Genomic DNA, 14,982 nt, shown 5'->3' with positions numbered 1-14,982 from the left:
CTCCGCGACCGGCTCCCAGTCCGAGCACCATCTCGAGGAGGACATCTCCCATGAACGTGTGGATCACGCGCGCCCTGCAGACAGGGCTGCTGGCCGGCGGCCTGCTCGCCGTCGGAACCGGCGTCGCCGCCGCCGACGACCGCCTCCTGGACGTGACCGTCCCGGTCACCGTCACGGACAACGCACTCGCCGTCCTCGGCACGGCTCCCGGCGGGACCCCGGCCGAACTCCCGCTGCCCGACGTCAGCGGCGCGGTGGCGGTCGACCTCGGCGTCGTCACGGCAGCCGTGCCGGTCACCGTCGCCGGGAACGCCGCGGACGCCGCTGGGCTGGACGTCGCCCAGCCGGCCGCACCCGCCGCAACCGGCGCCGGCGCCGGCGCCGGCGCCGAGGCAGGCTCCGGGACGACCACGACCGGGTCCGACCGCACCGGGTCGATCGTGCTCGCCGACGCCCCGCTGCGGGTGTGCGGGAACGGCCTGGCGGTCCTCGGCGGGTCCACGGCCGGCTGCTCGGCGCCCGAGGGGGCGACCGTCGCGGCGCCCGGCGGGCCGAACGGCGGGATCCGGGTCGCGGGCGGGAGGGACGACGCGACCGCCAGCGGCGGCACCGGCGGGCCGACCGGCGGGATGCCGGCCACCCGGTCCCTGTCGTCGGGTGACCTGCCCGGTGGCTCCGGATCGCCGTTCGCCGCACCCGCCGGCACGGGCGGCAGCCCGACAGACGGCAGCCCGACGAACAGCAGCCCGACGAACAGCAACCCGACGGACGGCAGCCCGGCGGACGGCACCGCGCTGGCCTACACCGGCAGCCCGGTGCTCGGGCCGCTGCTGGCGGTGCTGCTCCTGCTCACCACCGGCCTCGGCCTGACGGCGGCCGCACGCCGCCGTCGGCTGACCTGAGCGCGGCGGGCCCGGCCGCTTCGGGGCGGCCGGGCCCGTCGCCCGGTCAGGAGGTGACGTCCTTGCGGGCGAAGTGCCTGAAGGCCAGCGCGGTGAGCACGGCGGAGTAGGCCAGGCCCTGCACCACGCCGCGGAAGAGGTCGCCGGAGTCGACCGGGGTCTGCAGCAGGTCGGTCCACGCGTAGTTGTGCGCGGTCGGGAACCAGTCGCGGACGCTGCCCAGCTGCTCGACCTGCTCCAGCACCGCGAACACGATGGTGGTGAAGACGGCCCCGCCGACGGCCGCGAGCGGCGCGTCGGTGACGGTCGACAGCCAGAACGCCAGCGACCCGACGATCAGCAGGTGGACGACGAGGTAGCCCACCATCCCGGCCAGCCGGACCATCCCGGTGCCCTGGTCCAGCGCGATCCCCACCGGCGTCCGGAGGTCACCGAAGCCGAAGGCGATCCCGCCCGCCACCAGGGCGACCCCGACCAGCAGCACCATGGCGCCGACCGAGAGCACCAGCGCGGCCAGCCACTTCTGCCTCAGCAGCCGGGCCCGCGGCACCGGGGTGGCCAGCGCGTAGCGCAGCGACCCCCACGACGCCTCGCTGGCCACCGTGTCGCCGAAGAACAGCGCGAAGACGACGACCAGGAAGAACCCGGTGGTCGCGAACAGCACGAACAGGGTCAGGTTCAGCCCGCTCGCGGTGGCGACGTCGACCAGGTTGACCCGGCTGTTCTCCTCCGCCTCCTCCGTGCCGCCCAGCTGCAGCGCGCCGATCAGGATCAGCGGCAGCGCCACCATCAGCCCGAACACCCCGAGGGTGCGGTGGCGCTTGAACTGCCGGCGCAGCTCCACGCCGAGCCGCAGGGTGCGCTCGGGCCGGTAGCCGGGCGCCGCGCCCGTCGCCGTTGCGTTCGAGGTCATCAGCTCTCCCCCACCAGGGACAGGAACGCGTCCTCCAGCCGGCGGCGCGGGAGGATCCGGTCGACACCGACGCCGGACGACACCAGCGCGGCCACCGCCGCCGCCCGGCTCGTGGGCCCGAGGTCGACGACCAGGCCCTCGTCCGTGCGGTCGACGGGACCGGCCCCGGGCAGGGCGGCGAGGACGGCGGCGGCCCGGTCGGTGTCGGCGTCGTCGGCCAGGCCGACCAGCACCGCCCCGCCGGTGCCGACGATCTCGTCGACCGTGCCCTGCGCGATCTTGCGCCCCTTGGCCATGACCACGACGTGGGTGCAGGTCTGCTCGATCTCGGCCAGCAGGTGGCTGGAGACGATGACCGTGCGCCCGGTCTCGGCGTAGGAGCGCAGCACCTGCCGCATGGCGTGGATCTGCGGCGGGTCCAGCCCGTTGGTCGGCTCGTCGAGGACCAGCAGGTCGGGCAGGCCGAGCATCGCCTGGGCGATCGCCACCCGCTGCCGCATGCCCTGGCTGTAGCTGCGCACCCGCTTGTCGATCGCGGCGCCGAGGCCGGCGACCTCGATCGCCTCCTCCATGTGCGCGTCGGCGAGCGGCCGGCCGGTGGCGGCCCAGTACAGCGTGAGGTTGTCCCGGCCGGAGAGGTGCGGCTGCAGGCCGGTGCCCTCGACGAAGGAGCCCAGCCGGGAGAGCACCGGGGCCCCGGCGCCGGCCGCGTGGCCGAACACCTCGATCCGCCCCTCGGTCGGCCGGATGAGCCCCATGAGCATCCGCAGGGACGTCGTCTTGCCCGCACCGTTCGGTCCGAGCAGCCCCAGCACCTGGCCGCGGCGGACCTCGAAGGACAGGTCGCGGACGGCGACGAACCCGTCCGCGTAGGCCTTGGTGACGCCGGTGAACCGCAGCGGCACGTCCTCGCCGTCCGGCGCGGCCACGGAGAGCTGCCGGCGGTGCCGCCGTCCCCACAGCCGGGCGGCCAGCCAGGCGAGCAGGGCGAGGCCGGCCAGGACCCCGAGCAGCACCCACCAGCGCGTGCTGCCGGCGGCGGCCTCGACCGCCCCGGCCACCTGCGGCGCGGCCAGGGACGCTCCCCCGGCGAGCCCCACCGTGTAGACGGTCGACGCGGCCGGCAGGGCGTAGGCCTGGTCCGTGGTCGAGACGACGACGCGCATCGTGTGCCCCACCTCGAAGCGGTGCACGATGCCCGGCAGGGTCACCGTGACCTCCGTCGGCGCCGCCGGGTCCGCCGACAGGCCGGTCAGCGCGAGCGGCGCCACCAGGCTGCCCGGCAGGCTCATGGTGCCGTCGGGCGCGACGTCGTAGAGCTTGGCGAACAGCGTGGCGCTGCCGGTGGGCGAGGCGACGCTGATGTCGACGGTGGAGGCGCCCACGACGTCGACGGCGTCGGTCAGCTCGGCCGAGTCGAAGGCGGCCGCCTGGCCGGGGATCTCAAGCGTGCTGCCGCCCAGCGCGCTGGTCACCGCGCCGAGCCCGGGGACGGTGGTGAGGGTGGCGGGACTCCCGCCGGCCGGGGCGACGACCGGCTGGACGGTCCCGGACAGCTCGATAGCCGTGCGCCGCACCGGGTCGGTGCCGGCCAGCCCCGGGTAGGTGGACGCCTCGGCGGTCTGCGTGCCGCCCTGGACGCTGCCCACGCTGCTCAGCCCGGTCGGCGCCGGGTAGCTGAAGCCGCCGCCCGGCCCGCCACCGGCGCCCCGGAGGTGGGTCTCGAACCAGCCGGCGACCTCCTCGCGCAGCTCGGCGGCGACCCGGTCGGAGCTGCCGGTGTCGTGGCCGCCGGCGTACCAGACGACGCGCACCGGGGTGCCGTTCGAGGCGATGCCGCGCGCGTTGGCGTCGGCCTCCCCGAGCCCGAACAGCGAGTCCTGCGTGCCCTGCACGAGCAGCGTGGGCGCGGTGATCCGGTCCAGCACGCCCGCCGGGCTGCTGCGCTCCAGCACGGCCGCGATCTGCGGGGTCAGCGCGCCGGTGGGCGCCGCCGACTGGTAGGCCGCGCAGATCTCGGCGCTGAACCGCCCGCAGGTCAGCGCCTGGGCCACGGCGGCCGGGTCGGCGCCGTCGACGGGCCCGCCGCCCGCGGTCGGGACGCCGTCCCCCGGCGGAGCGCCGGTGGCGTCGCCGTTCATGGGCAGACCGGCCGCGCCCATGCCGAAGAAGATGCCGGCCCAGGTCCGCTTGAAGACGCCGGCGTCGGTGCTGACCGGTGTGGCCGCCGGGGTGCCCTCGCCGGAGCCGGCGCCGGCCTGCTCGGGGAAGAGCGCGGTGGTCAGGGAGTTCCAGGTGATCTGCGGCGCGATGGCGTCCACGCGGGGCTCGTAGGCGGCGGCCAGCAGCGCCAGCGCCCCGCCGTAGGACCCGCCGGCGACGCCGACCCGCGGGTCGCCCGGGCCGTCGAGGAGGACGTCGTCCCGGTCGGCGAGCAGGTCGAGCAGGGTGCCGACGTCGGCGACCTCGTACCGCGGGTCGTTCAGGCCGATCTGCCCGGTGCTGGCCCCGAACCCGCGCGCCGACCAGGCCAGGACGACGTACCCGCGGTCGGCCAGGTCCTCGGCGTCCGCGGCGACGGAGTCCTTGCTCCCGCCGAAGCCGTGGGCCAGCAGCACCGCCGGCGCCGGATCCGCCGCGGTGGCCGTGGGTGGGACGTAGAGCGTGGTGTCCAGCTCGACGGCGGCGGCGCCGGTGCCCGAGGGCAGCCGGGTCTCGGTGGTGGCGACGTCCTCGGCGGCGCGGGCCGACGGCGCGCGACCGACGGCCGTGACGGCGAGCGCCAGGACGAGCAGGGTGGTGAGCAGGGCGGCGACGGCGGACCGCGCGGCAGGGCGCGGCGAGCGGAGCGCCGCCCCGGGAGCGGAGCGCACGTGGGCGGGAACGGACGGGGAGGCGGGCTGGTTCCGCGACACGCCCGACGACCCGGTCAGGGCCGCCAGTTCCCCGTCGCGACGACGACCAGCCCGGGGTCCACGACCCCGGGCACGTCGAAGAACCGGGTCGCGGGACCGATCAGGTCGGGGAACTGCTCGATGAGCTGGGCCGCCGCCTGCTGCTGCTGGACGTCGCCCTCGGTGACGTAGACGGTGGTGACCGCGACGTCCGAGCCGGTATAGGCGGCGGTGCCGCGGACCTCCCAGCCGGCGGCGCTGAACTGGTCCCCGACGTCGCCCGCGAGCCCGTTGATGGTGGTGCTGTTGAGCACGGTGATCGGAGCCCGGACCGGACCCACCGGGGCGGGCACCTCCTCGACCGGGGGCACCGCGGCCTCCGGAGCCGCCGCCTCGGGGGCGGCCGAGGTCGCCGGTGCGCTGCTCGTGGCCTGGGACTGCGCCGGGGTCCGTACCGACGTCTCCTCGGTCACCGGCGCGGAGAAGGACCACACGCCGAGGACGACCAGCGCGACGACGACGACGCCGAGCAGCCCCTGGACCGCCCGGCGGGGCGCACCCGGGCGCTGGTCCCCGGCCGGCTCGGGACCGCGGCCGGCGGCCGTCGACCCCTGCGCACCGGACGGCGTCCGCTTGCCCGACTTCCTGCGCGCGGCCTCCGCCGCCTGACGCTCGGCCCGGACGGCGGCGCGCCCACCCACGGGGCCGCCGACCGGTCCGCTGGCCGGTCCACCGACCGCCTCGGGCCCACGGCCGACCGGCGGACCTGCCGGCCGTTCCGGCGCCGCTGCCGCCCGGGCCTCGGGCGGCTCGGGGCGGGCGGGCGTGCGCGGACCGCGCACGGGCTGGGGGCCGGACGCCGGCGGGCGCACGGCCGATCCTGTGCGGCCGGAGTCGGCAGGCGCGGCAGACACCCGCTGGGTGGCGTCCGTCGGCGGCGGCGCAGCCGGCCGGAGGGGGGCGACCACCCGGGGCGACGCGGCGGTGGGGGCGGGTGCGGGGGCCACCACCCGGGGCGACGCGGCGGTGAGGGCGGGGGCGACCACCCGGGGCGACGCGGCGGTGGGGGCGGGGGTGTTCGGCCGCGCTGGCACCTGCTGCTCGACGTGGACCTGCGGGGCCACGCTGCGCTGCGGTGGGGCCGGCGGCACGATCGGCCGGCCGGCCGGCCGGTCGACGGAGGTCCCGGGGCCCACCGACGGACCCATCGGTCCGGTGCTGTCCAGGACGTCCGTCCGGCGCAGCGGCGGGGTCGCCGGCCGGTCGGTGCGGCGACGGCCACCCTCCGGGGGCACGCCCGTGCGGCGCGCCTCGGGTGAGTGGCGGGACATCGGGTCCTCAGCGTCAGGCAGCAACCCGCCACGGCGGCGGTCGGCCCGGCCGGCGCGCGGCGCGGCCGTCCCGGTCGGGCTCGCGGACCCGGGCAGGCCGGCACCCCGGGAGGCGGGCCGGTCGTCGGCGCAGAACGCCGGGGGGTCGGTCACCACGGTGGCCGGCCGCCGGATGTCGGTGGCGGTTTCACCTGCCGGTGGGGCGGCGATCCGGGGAGCGCGCTCGTCGGCCCGACGGCGCCCCGTCCCCGGCGCGACCTCCGGCTGGATGCCCTCACTCGCTGATGCCGCATGCCTCCCCACGGTGACAGAGGTTAGCCGGGTCTGCGGTCGCTGCGCAGGACCTGGCCGGAACGGTGTCGCTGCCGCGTCGCGCGCATGCGCCGGAGCCGGCGGACCAGCAGGGGGTCGGCGGCCAGCGCCTCCGGCCGGTCGACCAGGGCGTTCAGCACCTGGTAGTAGCGGGTGGCGGACAGTCCGAAGCGCTCGCGGATCGCCGCCTCCTTGGCCCCCGCGTACCGCCACCACTGGCGCTCGAAGGCCAGCATCTCGCGCTCGCGGGCGGGCAGGTCCACGGTCCCGGCGACCTCGACCGCCTCATCCGCACCACCGGCACCGCCCTCGGGCAGCTGCCCGACCGGCTCGGTCCCGGGGTCGGCGAACGCGGTGTCGGTGCTCATCAGAAGTGCCTCTCGCCTCGTCGGGCCCGCCGCGGCGGCGCTCCCAGGTGGGTCGTCGTCGACGGTAGACGGGGCCTCTGACAGTCCGCGGCCGCCGCGCGCGCCGGCTGCTCAGACGACGGCCGGCACCTGGTCCGCCGGAGCCCGCCGGGCGGTGCGGGCCGCCCGGAGGCTGTCGACGGTGAACACCGCCAGGGCCAGCCAGACGATCGCGAAGCCGACCAGGCGGGCCGGGGGCATCGGCTCGGAGTAGACGAAGACACCGATGCCCAGCTGCATCAGCGGGGTCAGGTACTGCATCAGCCCGATCGTCGACAGCGGCACCCGGCTCGCGGCGGCCGCGAACAGCAGCAGCGGGATGGCGGTGGCGATCCCGGAGCCCACCAGCAGCAGCGCGTGACCGACTCCCGCGTGCCCGAAGGCGGCGTCCCCCTTCCCCGCCAGGACGCCGATGACGACCAGCGCCGGGACGACGACGACCGCCGTCTCCAGGAACAGCCCGGGTGCCGCCGACACGCGCACCAGCTTCTTCAGCAGGCCGTAGAGGCCGAAGGTGACGGCCAGGGTCAGCGCGATCCACGGCGGCTGGCCGTAGTCGACGGTCAGCACGACGACCGCCACGACGGCGATCCCCACGGCCACCCACTGCAGCCGCCGCAGCCGCTCGCGGAAGACGAACACCCCGAGGACGACGCTGACCAGCGGGTTGATGAAGTAGCCCAGGGACGCCTCGACCACGTGCCCCGAGTTGACCGCGTAGACGTAGACCAGCCAGTTCACCGAGATGAGCGCGGCCGCGGCGGCCAGCACCAGCATCGACCGGGGGTGCCGGACGGCGGCGCGGACCTGGTCCCAGTTGCGGCGGACGGTGAGCAGCAGCCCCACGAACACCAGCGACCACGCCACCCGGTGCGCCACGATCTCCAGCCCGCCGGCCGGCTCCAGCAGCGGGAAGTAGAGCGGGAAGAGCCCCCACAGGGCGTAGGCGCCGAGTCCGGCCCCCACCCCTGCGCGCCGTTCGTCCACCGCCGCACCGTACCCGCCGGATTGTGAGCGCGGCTCACGACCTGGTCAGCGGCGGGACGGGACGTGCGCCGCCTCGTCCTGCCCGCCGGACGCGGACCGCCGACGATGGACCGGCGCCGCCGCGTTCCGGCGGCCCGGGAGGGGGGACGGTGGACGGCGCGGAACTCCTGCTGTTGGCGTTGGGGGCGGTGGCGGTGACGGCGGTCGCCCGCCGCCTGGGCTGGCAGGCCCCGCTGGTGCTGGTGGTCGTCGGCTTCGCCGTCAGCTTCCTGCCGGGCGTGCCCGAGGTCGAGATCGACGGCGAGCTGCTGCTGGCCGTCGTCCTCCCGCCACTCCTCTACTCCTCGGCGCTGGGGGTCTCCTACGTCGGCTTCCGCGCGCTGCTGCACCCGATCGTGCAGCTGGGCGTCGTGCTGGTCCTGGTCACCGCCGTCACCGTCGCGCTCGTCGCCCGGGTGGTCGTGCCCGGGCTGCCCACGCCGGTGGCGCTCGTGCTCGGCGCGATCGTGGCCCCGCCGGACGCGGTCTCCGCCGCCTCGATCGGCCGCCAGCTCGGGCTCCCCCGGCGGCTGATGACCGTGCTGTCCGGCGAGAGCCTGATCAACGACGCCGCGGCGCTGACCTTCTACAAGGTCGCGCTGGCCGCGGTGCTCGGCGCCGGCGGCGGGGTGCTCGGCCTGGACTGGGGCTCGGCGGCGGGCACGTTCGGCCTCGCCGTCGTGGCCGGGGTCGGGGTGGGCCTGCTGCTGGGGGTCGTGGTGCACGCCGTCCGGATGCGGCTGGACGACCCGGTGGTCGAGTCGGTGCTGAGCCTGATCGTGCCGTTCGCCGCGTACCTGCTGGCCGAGGAGCTGCACGGCTCGGGCGTCCTCGGGGTCGTGGCGGCGGGCATCTACCTGGGGCACCGCTCGCCGGAGGCCGGGTTCGCCACCCGGCTGCAGGAGCAGCCGCTGTGGTCGGCGATGGACTGCCTCCTCGAGGCGGTCGTGTTCGCGTTGATCGGGCTCGACCTGCGGTACGTGCTGCGGGCGATCGAGGAGTCCGACCGGTCCGGGACCTCGCTGCTCGGCGCCGCCGTGGCCGTGCTGGTCACGGTCATCGTCGTCCGGGTGGTCTTCGTCTTCGGCCTCGAGGCGCTGCGCCGGACTCCCCGGCCGGGTCCGGAGGGTTGGCGGCCGCCGGAACGGCCGCCATGGACGCACCAGGTGGTCATCTCCTGGACGGGGATGCGCGGGGTGGTGACCCTCGCGGTCGCCGCCGCCCTGCCGAGGACGGTCGACGGCGGCCCGTTCCCCGACCGCGAGGCGCTGCAGTTCCTCGCCTTCGCCGTCACGATCGGCACCCTGCTGCTGCAGGGCCTGACCCTCCCCGGGCTGATCCGACGCCTCGGCGTGCGCGACCTCGACCAGCCGCAACGGGACGCCGAGGAGGAGCTGCACCTGCAGGAGCGGGCCACCGCGGCGGCGCTGCAGCGGGTCGACCAGCTCGTGGCCGAGCTCTCCCCGAAGGTCGACGAGGAGCGGCTGCGGACCTGGGCCGACCGGATCCGCGGCCCCCTGCTGGCCCGCACCCGCACGATGACCCAGGCGGTCCGGGCCGAGGAGGAGGACGAGGCCGAGAAGGGCCGCCGCCGGGCCCGCCGGTTCCACCGGATGCGCCAGGAGGTGCTCACCACCCAGCGCCGGGTGCTCATGGAGGAACGCGACAAGGGCCACGTCGACGAGGAGGTCGTGCGCGCGGTCCTGCGCGAGCTTGACTACGAGGAGGCGGCGACCCGCAACACCTGGGTGTCCCGGCTCTGAGCGGGCCTACCGTGGCGGTGTGCCCGCTCGACGCCCGAACCCGTTGCAGTGGGTCTGGTACGCCTTCGGCGGCGGGCTCCCCCGGTCGCTGTCGGACTGGGTGCTCGAGGACACGACCCGGCGCACCTGGGTGTGGCGGCACCTGGCCCGGGCGCTCGTGCAGCTGTCCCCGGTCGTCGCGCTGTGCCTGCTGGTCCCGCCGCTGACCCTCGAGGTCCGGCTGTCCGCGGCCGCCGGCGGCGTGCTGATCGGGCTGCTGTTCTCCGTCGCGTACATGACCGAGACGACCGAGCACCGGGCGGTCAAGGCGGGATGGCCGCCCGGCTCCACCGCCCGGGTGCGCGCCGAGCGCGCGGAACGCGAGCGGGCCGAGCGGCGGTCCCGGTACCGGCAGGGCGGCGCCGGCAGCTTCGACTAACGGCGACCCCGTTCGGCCCTGTTGCAGGGGCCCGCGCCGAGCCTGCGAGGCGTGGGGGGCAACGGGGTCCTTCTTCAGTCGACGCGGAAGCCGATCTTCATCGTCACCTGGATGTAGGCGACGTCGCCGTCGACGACCTGACCGCGGATCTCGCTGGTCTCGAACCACTCGATGTTGCGGACCGTCTGCGAGGCCTTCCGCACGGCGGTGCGGATGGCGTCGTCGACGCTGGTGGTGGAGCTGCCGACGATCTCGCTCAGCCGGTACACGTGGTCGCTCATGCGGTGGCTCCTCGCCGCGGGGCTGCCCGGTCGGCAGCGGACGCTCCCGACCCTGGCACGGCACCGGCCGGCACGCGACGGCAACAGGAGCCCCATGTCCGGATCGAACGGACGACCGCTCGCTTACAAGGCGAGTGCTCTACCACTGAGCTAATGGGGCAGGACGCTCGCGACGAGGCTACCGGTCGGCCCCGGCCGGGCGGCCGGGTCCGGAGGTCAGGCCGCCTGCGAGTCCGCCGGTCCCTCGTCGCGGGGACGCTCGGCGACGTAGACCGTCGGGTCGTCGTCGACGGTGGCACCGGAGGCCAGCCAGAGCGCGAACCCCGCCGGGTCCCGCCGCTCCAGCTCGTCGAGGGCCTCCTGCCGGCGGCGCACCAGCCCCTGCCGGACGGCGGTGTCCTGGACCTCGCGGAGCACGGCCGACGTGCGCACCCACTCCCGGCCGAGCTCCGGGACGGACAGGCTGCGGACGTCGCCCGGGGCGTCCAGCGGGACGACGGCCACCACCGTTCCCGACCGGCGCTCCTCCCGCGCCACCCGGACGGCCCAGCGCGCCACGACGGCGAGCACGGCGGCGCCGACCAGTCCCGAGGTGATCGCGCTGCCGGCGACCACCACCAGGCCGTTGAGGACCAGCAGCACGGCGACCGTGGTGACCGCCGCCCGCCAGGCGACCTCGGCCGGCCGGCGCCCCCGGGACGGCGTGTCCCGGGCGATCCCCGCCGCCAGGCAGCCGCTCACGACGGCGGCGAGGACGACGGCGAGGATCCCGGACCCGGCGAGCGAGATCCCCCCGACCGCGGCCACCGCACCGGCGCAGATGAGCAGCAGGACGATGCCGCTGCGGGCGAGCAGTCCAGGGCGGCGCGACACCGACGACCTCCGGGGGTTGCCGAACGGGAAGGAACGGGGGGTGGTTGGCCCGGTACCGAGGGTCCCCGATCCGGGCCCATCGCGCCCGTCGATCGTCGACTCCCTGGAGCGCCGGGCGCCCGCCCCCGGGGCCGCCGGAGCGGGTCGGGCGGGAACCGGCACCATGTCGACCGGCACCATGTCGCCCCGTGGGCAGCTCGGTGGTGGACCTGGGACCTGGGCTGGTCGTCGCCCTCCTGGCGCTCACGGCCATCGCCGCCGCGGCCGGCCGGCTGTGCGGGCTCGGCCAGGACCGACCGGTCGTCGTCGCCGTCGTCCGGGCCACGGTCCAGCTGGCCGCCGTCTCCGCCGTCCTCTCCGCCGTCCTGCGCTCGGTGTGGCTGTCGGCCGCCTTCGTGCTGCTCATGCTCGGTGTCGCGGCGGGGACCGCGGCCGGCCGGACCACCCGCCGTCCGCTGCGCAGCCCCGGCGCGGCCCGCCGGGTGGGGGCCTGCGGGCTGGCCATCGCCGCCGGGGCGGCGCCGGTCGTCGGTGTCGTGCTGGGCCAGCGGGACGGTGCCACTCGTGGGCATCGCGGTGGTCCCGGTCGCCGGCATCGTCATCGGCGGCGCCATGACCGCCACCTCGCTGGCCGGCCGCCGGCTCCGCGACGAGCTCGAGCAGCGCCGGGGTGAGGTCGAGGCCGCGCTGAGCCTGGGGTTCCTCCCCCGTGACGCCGTGCTGCTGGTCGCCCGCCCGGTCGCGGCCACCGCCCTGGTGCCGGCCCTGGACCAGACCAGGACGGTCGGGCTGGTGACGCTGCCCGGCGCGTTCGTCGGCGTGCTGCTCGGCGGGGGCAGCGCCGTCCAGGCCGGAGCCGCCCAGCTCCTGGTGCTCGCCGGGCTGCTGGCCGCCGAGGCGATCGCCGTCTGGGTGACCGTGGAGGCGGTCGCCCGGGGCGCGCTGCCGGGGTGACCGGCCGCACGGGCGCGTCCAGGGACCTCACAGGACACCTCCAGGGTCGGCCCAGTGCCGGGGCGCACAGTGGTGTCAGCGCGGCGGGGAGGTCCTGCCGTCGCCGTGGGAGGGACCAGCAGTGACTGAGCAGAACCGCCCGGCCGACGAGACCGGACACGGCACCGACCGGACGCCGGACGCCGGGACCGCCTGGGCGCCCCCGCAGTCGAGCGGTCAGGTGCCCCCGCAGCAGCAGGACCCGGCTCCCGGGGACACGCAGCAGTTCCCCGCGGGCACCGGCCACCGGCCGTGGCCGCCCGCCGGCTGGGGTGTGCACGCGCCGTACGCCGGCCCGCCGTCGGGCAGCGGGCCGGTCGGTCGGACCGGCGCCGTCCCGCCGGCCTTCCAGGCGCCGCCGGCCGACCCGCCCCGTCCGCCCGCCCACCGGGGCGGGCGCTGGCGGCTGGGCATCGCCGCCGGCCTGGTCGGCGCGGCGCTGGTCGGTGGCGGCGCCGGTGCCGGCGTGATGGCGCTGACCGACGACGACCCGGTCGCCACGGTGAACGGGACGTCCGCGCAGAGCGTCGTCATCAAGGACCCGGAGACCGCGACCAGCGCGACCGCCGCCGCGGCCAAGGCGTCCCCCAGCGTCGTGACGGTCTACGTCAGCGCGAGCTCGGGCTCGGGGTCCGGCTCCGGCGTGGTGCTGACCGACGACGGCTACGTGCTCACCAACAACCACGTCGTCTCGGTCGGCAGCGGCACGTCGGGCGGAACGGTCCAGGTGCGCACCGCCGACGGCACCCTCTACGACGCCACGGTCGTGGGCACCGACCCGTCGTCGGACCTGGCCGTGCTGCGCCTGAGCGACGCCAGCGGGCTGACCCCGGCGACGTTCGCCGACTCCGACGACGTGCAGGTCGGCGACGTCGCCGTCGCCATCGGCGCCCCCCTGGGCCTGTCCAACACGGTGACGACCGGCATCATCAGCGCCACCGACCGCGCGGTGGCCACCGGGTCGGACCAGGAGCAGACCGTCATCGACGCGCTGCAGACCGATGCGGCGATCAACCCGGGCAACTCCGGTGGCCCGCTGGTGGACGCCGCGGGCGAGGTCATCGGCATCAACACCGCCATCGCCACGGTCGCCAGCTCCGGCCTGCCCGGCCAGGAGAACCAGAGCGGCAACATCGGCGTGGGCTTCGCGATCCCCTCGAACACCGCCCAGCGCATCGCGCAGCAGATCATCGACACCGGCTCGGCCACCCACGCCCTGCTCGGGGTCAGCGCCAGCACCGCGGCGGACAGCAGCGCCTCCGCGGTGGCCACCGGCGCCCAGCTGGTGTCGGTGCAGGAGGGCAGCCCCGCCGCGGACGCCGGCCTCCGGGCGGGTGACGTGATCACCGCCGTCGGCGACCGGCCGGTCACCACGTCCACGGAGCTGACCGCGGCGGTCCGCAGCGCGCAGCCCGGCGACACGGTCACCCTCACGGTGCGGCGCGGCGACCAGACCCTGACCCTGGACGCCACACTGGACGAGACGTCCGACTGACCAGGGCAGGATGGACCGACGACCCCGGAGCCGACCCCCCGCGGCCCCGGGGTCGTCCCCTGTCCGCACCACCTAGGCTCGGGCGGGTGCCCGGCTCCCCACTGACCGTCCCCCTGGCCGGCTCGCTCGACGACCCGGCGCGGGCACGCGACCTGCAGAAGATGAAGCGGCTGGCCACCGGCCTGTTCGGGGTCGCCGCCGTGGTCTTCCTGGTCTGCGTGCTGCTCGGCGAGGAGACCGGCGCCTGGGTCGGGTACGTGCGGGCCACCGCGGAGGCGTCCATGGTGGGCGCGCTCGCCGACTGGTTCGCCGTCACCGCGCTCTTCCGGCACCCGATGCGGCTGCCGATCCCGCACACCGCGATCATCCCGCGCAAGAAGGACCAGATCGGCGCCAGCCTGGGCACCTTCGTGCAGGAGAACTTCCTGACCCCCGCGGTGGTCGAGCAGCGGATCGCGCACGTCGACGTCCCTGGCCGGATCGGGGCCTTCCTGGCCGCGCCCGGCCGCGCCGAGCGGCTCGCCGGCGACGCCGGTGCCGCGCTGGGCGCGGTCGCCGACCTGATCGCCGACGACGACGTCCAGCCCGCCGTGGCCGCGTTCGTGGACCGGAAGCTGCGGGAGACCCCGGCCGCCCCGGCGCTGGCCCGGGTGATCGAGCTGGCGATCGACGGCGACCGCCACCAGGAGGTCCTGTCCGCGGGCCTGATGGGCCTGTCCCGCTTCCTGTCCGAGAACCGTGTCGTCTTCCGCGCGCGCCTCGGGGACGCCTCGCCGGCCTGGGTGCCCGACTGGGTCGACGACCGGGTGTTCGACCGGGTCTTCGACCTGCTGCAGCGGTTCCTGGCCGAGGTCGGCGAGGACCCCCGCCACGAGCTGCGCCGCAGCTACGACCAGCGGCTGCGGGCGTACGTGCACGCGCTGCGCACCGACCCGGCGACCGCCGCCCGCGTGGAGCACTTCAAGGAGGAGGTGCTCGACCACCCGGCGGTCCGGCACTGGTCGGGTTCGCTGTGGGGCACGGTGAAGGCCTCCGTCGTCACCGCCGCCGCTGATCCGGACTCCGAGCTGCGGGCCCGGCTGGTCGCGCTGATCCGCCGCGGCGCCAAGCTGCTGGAGGAGGACCCGACGGTGCGGGAGCTGGTGCAGCGGCAGAGCCAGCGGATCGCCGGCTACGTCGTCGAGCGCTTCGCCGGCGACGTCGCGGAGCTGGTGGGCAGCACGGTCGCCCGCTGGGACACCGAGGAGACCAGCCGCCGGATCGAGCTTCAGGTGGGGCGCGACCTGCAGTGGATCCGGGTCAACGGCACCGTGGTCGGCGGCCTGGCCGGCCTGGTGATCTACACGGTGGCCCAGCTGCTCGGCTGAACCCCGG

Annotated in this window: 14 protein-coding genes and 1 tRNA gene; 7 read left to right on the top strand and 8 right to left on the bottom strand. The window is 76.3% G+C overall.

What is annotated here, in order from left to right; all coding sequences use genetic code 11:
• Nucleotides 1-50: 50 nt before the first annotated feature.
• On the top strand, nucleotides 51-902 hold the full coding sequence (locus tag HL189_RS05030) for a hypothetical protein (RefSeq protein WP_369132602.1): 852 nt from the start codon (nucleotides 51-53) through the stop codon (nucleotides 900-902).
• 46 nt (nucleotides 903-948) lie between these two features.
• On the opposite strand, the gene HL189_RS05025 is transcribed toward HL189_RS05030, so the two are convergent.
• From HL189_RS05025 to rarD, 5 genes are all read right to left on the bottom strand, one after another.
• Complete coding sequence (locus HL189_RS05025) at nucleotides 949-1,815, bottom strand: ABC transporter permease (RefSeq protein WP_369132601.1); 867 nt, start codon at nucleotides 1,813-1,815, stop codon at nucleotides 949-951.
• On the bottom strand, nucleotides 1,815-4,688 hold the full coding sequence (locus HL189_RS05020; RefSeq protein ID WP_369132600.1) for an alpha/beta fold hydrolase: 2,874 nt from the start codon (nucleotides 4,686-4,688) through the stop codon (nucleotides 1,815-1,817). Before HL189_RS05020 ends, HL189_RS05025 begins: the two co-directional genes overlap by 1 nt.
• Before the next feature lie 56 nt (nucleotides 4,689-4,744).
• Nucleotides 4,745-6,040: a LytR C-terminal domain-containing protein gene (locus HL189_RS05015; RefSeq protein WP_369132599.1), complete on the bottom strand. Its 1,296-nt coding sequence runs from the start codon at nucleotides 6,038-6,040 to the stop codon at nucleotides 4,745-4,747.
• Nucleotides 6,041-6,354: 314 nt separating this feature from the next.
• Complete coding sequence (locus HL189_RS05010; RefSeq protein ID WP_369132598.1) at nucleotides 6,355-6,720, bottom strand: DUF3263 domain-containing protein; 366 nt, start codon at nucleotides 6,718-6,720, stop codon at nucleotides 6,355-6,357.
• Between the two features lie 111 nt (nucleotides 6,721-6,831).
• A complete protein-coding gene (rarD, locus tag HL189_RS05005) occupies nucleotides 6,832-7,746 on the bottom strand; it encodes an EamA family transporter RarD (RefSeq protein WP_369132597.1) in 915 nt (304 codons plus the stop codon).
• A gap of 149 nt (nucleotides 7,747-7,895) precedes the next feature.
• Here rarD and HL189_RS05000 point away from each other — a divergent pair, with 149 nt between their 5' ends.
• Together HL189_RS05000 and HL189_RS04995 are read left to right on the top strand one after the other, a co-directional pair.
• Nucleotides 7,896-9,548 (top strand): Na+/H+ antiporter, encoded by a 1,653-nt coding sequence (locus HL189_RS05000; RefSeq protein ID WP_369132596.1) that lies wholly within the window; start codon nucleotides 7,896-7,898, stop codon nucleotides 9,546-9,548.
• 19 nt (nucleotides 9,549-9,567) lie between these two features.
• Entirely contained in the window at nucleotides 9,568-9,966 is a 399-nt protein-coding gene (locus tag HL189_RS04995) for a DUF5313 family protein (protein WP_369132595.1), read from the top strand.
• A 74-nt stretch (nucleotides 9,967-10,040) separates the two neighbouring features.
• Here the strand turns inward: HL189_RS04995 and HL189_RS04990 are convergent, their stop codons facing one another.
• From HL189_RS04990 to HL189_RS04980, 3 genes are all read right to left on the bottom strand, one after another.
• The gene (locus tag HL189_RS04990; RefSeq protein WP_222262557.1) at nucleotides 10,041-10,247 is read right to left on the bottom strand and encodes a dodecin; all 207 of its coding nucleotides are present in this window, start codon (nucleotides 10,245-10,247) and stop codon (nucleotides 10,041-10,043) included.
• 88 nt (nucleotides 10,248-10,335) lie between these two features.
• A tRNA-Thr gene (locus HL189_RS04985) sits at nucleotides 10,336-10,407 on the bottom strand.
• Between the two features lie 56 nt (nucleotides 10,408-10,463).
• Nucleotides 10,464-11,120: a hypothetical protein gene (locus HL189_RS04980; RefSeq protein WP_369132594.1), complete on the bottom strand. Its 657-nt coding sequence runs from the start codon at nucleotides 11,118-11,120 to the stop codon at nucleotides 10,464-10,466.
• 188 nt (nucleotides 11,121-11,308) lie between these two features.
• On the opposite strand from HL189_RS04980, the gene HL189_RS04975 reads away from it, so the two are divergent.
• The 4 genes from HL189_RS04975 (at nucleotide 11,309) to HL189_RS04960 (ending at nucleotide 14,975) form a co-directional block, all read left to right on the top strand.
• The gene (locus tag HL189_RS04975; protein ID WP_369132593.1) at nucleotides 11,309-11,794 is read left to right on the top strand and encodes an ABC transporter permease; all 486 of its coding nucleotides are present in this window, start codon (nucleotides 11,309-11,311) and stop codon (nucleotides 11,792-11,794) included.
• Nucleotides 11,733-12,074 (top strand): ABC transporter permease, encoded by a 342-nt coding sequence (locus HL189_RS04970; protein ID WP_369132592.1) that lies wholly within the window; start codon nucleotides 11,733-11,735, stop codon nucleotides 12,072-12,074. Before HL189_RS04975 ends, HL189_RS04970 begins: the two co-directional genes overlap by 62 nt.
• Before the next feature lie 121 nt (nucleotides 12,075-12,195).
• Nucleotides 12,196-13,608, top strand: coding sequence for a S1C family serine protease (locus HL189_RS04965; RefSeq protein ID WP_369132591.1), 1,413 nt, complete (start codon nucleotides 12,196-12,198; stop codon nucleotides 13,606-13,608).
• Between the two features lie 86 nt (nucleotides 13,609-13,694).
• Nucleotides 13,695-14,975, top strand: coding sequence for a DUF445 domain-containing protein (locus tag HL189_RS04960; protein ID WP_369132590.1), 1,281 nt, complete (start codon nucleotides 13,695-13,697; stop codon nucleotides 14,973-14,975).
• The last annotated feature ends 7 nt before the right edge of the window (nucleotides 14,976-14,982 follow it).

It is taken from the genome of Modestobacter sp. I12A-02662 (genome assembly GCF_041028325.1).
Classification (GTDB): Bacteria; Actinomycetota; Actinomycetes; order Mycobacteriales; family Geodermatophilaceae; genus Modestobacter.
Note: the sequence above shows the minus strand (reverse complement) of the source record. Positions and strands in the feature narration are given on the sequence as shown.